This window comes from Niveispirillum sp. FG148, from assembly GCF_057809655.1.
This window is the reverse complement of sequence record NZ_JBMDKJ010000069.1, coordinates 1-1,852: the sequence shown is the minus strand read 5'-3', so window position 1 is coordinate 1,852 and position 1,852 is coordinate 1. Positions and strand designations below refer to the sequence as shown.

Genomic DNA, 1,852 nt, shown 5'->3' with positions numbered 1-1,852 from the left:
GCCGACGGGTTGGCAGCCGCCCTCCAACTCGACATGGCGGCGGTGGGATGGTTGCCGACGGCGCTGAACTATCTCGGACGGGTTACCAAGGCCCGCATCCTGGAAGCGGTGACCGAGGCCAAGGGCGAGGCCGCCGCCCGCCAGATCGACCATCTCCGCAAGCCCGACATGGCGGTGCAGGCCGAGTTGATGCTGGCCGGCAGCAACTGGTTGCCAGCACTGCTGCGCACACCGGGGCAGGTGATGGCCGCACCGGAAACGGAAGCCGACCCCGTGAAACAGCCGGCTGCCGATATCGAGCCGGAAAACACGGTGCCGGTGGAAGACCCGCAAGAGGTGGCACAGTCGATCGCTGCCGAATGATCCGACCTTCAACTTCCAACCCTGGCCCGGCCTCAGCGCCGGGCCATTCTTTTTTTCAGGAGACGGATCATGGCAATACCCGACCATGCCCGCGCCAATTTCAGCACCCTGCTGCGCGCCGCCCGGGACGGCAATCTGGCGCTGATGGAATGCAATGATGCCATCACCGGCGAGCCCCGCTACGTGATCTGTGCCGTCGGTCGAGATCGGCGCGGCATATCATCATAACCCCCTTCGGTCATCTCGCCGATGGCAATCCCTACGACGCTTATCTTCCGCCGGATGCCCCCGGCGGTCCGGGCGGCACCGACGCCTGACCATGGGGGATGCCGGCCTCCTTGCACACCGCCTCGCGCTGGAGGCCGAGGCGGTGTGCCGCCAGTTCCTGCCCAATGGACATCGGCAGGGCAACTACTGGCAGGTGGGCGATGTGCGCGGACATGCCGGCCGCAGCCTTTATGTTCGCCTGACAGGGTCACGGGCCGGTCGGTGGACCGATGCTGCCACGGGCCAGCATGGCGACCTGCTGGACCTGATCGCCCTGAACCGCAACCTGTCTCTCCGCGAGGCCATGGATGAGGCCCGAGCTTTCCTGCGCATGCCGTTGCCCATCGCCGCCAGCAGCTATGTGGTGCCTTCCGGCGTCGGCTCGCCCCAGGCCTGCCATCGCCTGTTCGCGGCCAGCCGGCCGTTGCCGGGCACCTTGGCCGAGCGCTATCTGGTCGGCCGTGGCATCATTCTGGCCCAGCCCGAGCCGGCCCTGCGCTTCCATCCACGCTGTCATCGACGGGAGCCTAATGGTCGTGTCAGCCTGCCGGCATTGATCGCCGCCGTCACCGACCAGGATGGTCACCTGACCGGCCTGCACCGCATCTGGCTGGGGCCGGATGGCGGCAAGGCTGCACTGGACGAACCCCGCCGGTCCATGGGGCATCTGCTGGGCAACGGCGTGCGCTTTGGTGCGGCCGGCCCCACCATGGCGGCCGGCGAAGGCATCGAAACCACATTGACGGTGCGCGTGATCATGCCGGGCCTGCCGCTGGTCGCTGCCCTGTCTGCCGGCCACCTCGCCGCCCTGTTGTTCCCGCCTGACCTGCGCCGTCTCTACGTTCTCCAGGACAAGGACGCAGCCGGCATTCGGGCGCTGAAACGGCTTGTCCTGCGGGGTCAGGCCGCCGGCATCGACATCCAGCCACAGCGGCCACGCCGCAAGGATTTCAACGCCGACCTGCTGGCCGATGGCCTGCCGGTGCTGCGGAAACGGCTTGTCGGACAGTTCCATCCCGAAGATGCCGAGCGCTTCCTTCCATAGCGGCAAATGACCGCCGGTCATGGTCGGCATCATCCGGGAGGGGCAGGGATCTGGCTGGCGGCAGGGTGCCGGGCACCCGTGCTTCTGCGGTCAGGACCGCGCCCGCGGCCTTCGGGGGAGGGGATCTGCCAGGGCCGGCCGGATCCGCAATGGCGGCCCGCTTGCTTTCTTCCCCGG

3 protein-coding genes and 1 pseudogene are annotated in these 1,852 nt (G+C 67.9%); all 4 read left to right on the top strand.

Going from position 1 to position 1,852, the window contains the following annotated elements; translation table 11 throughout:
* Positions 1 to 363: pseudogene (locus ACODTW_RS28225) on the top strand (hypothetical protein); the annotation flags it as partial.
* 69 nt (positions 364 to 432) lie between these two features.
* Positions 433 to 591, top strand: coding sequence for a DUF6117 family protein (locus ACODTW_RS28220; protein WP_488949546.1), 159 nt, complete (start codon positions 433 to 435; stop codon positions 589 to 591).
* Positions 552 to 680 carry a DUF6117 family protein gene (locus tag ACODTW_RS28215; protein WP_488949547.1) on the top strand — a complete coding sequence of 43 codons (129 nt, stop codon included), beginning with the start codon at positions 552 to 554 and terminating at the stop codon, positions 678 to 680. Before ACODTW_RS28220 ends, ACODTW_RS28215 begins: the two co-directional genes overlap by 40 nt.
* Before the next feature lie 53 nt (positions 681 to 733).
* Positions 734 to 1,675, top strand: a complete 942-nt coding sequence (locus ACODTW_RS28210) for a DUF7146 domain-containing protein (RefSeq protein ID WP_488949545.1) — start codon at positions 734 to 736, stop codon at positions 1,673 to 1,675.
* Positions 1,676 to 1,852 lie beyond the last annotated feature (177 nt).

Excerpts from the sequence above, each read along its gene's own strand:
- ACODTW_RS28220 (WP_488949546.1), top strand. The coding sequence starts at position 433 with ATGGCAATACCCGACCATGCCCGCGCCAATTTCAGCACCCTGCTGCGC.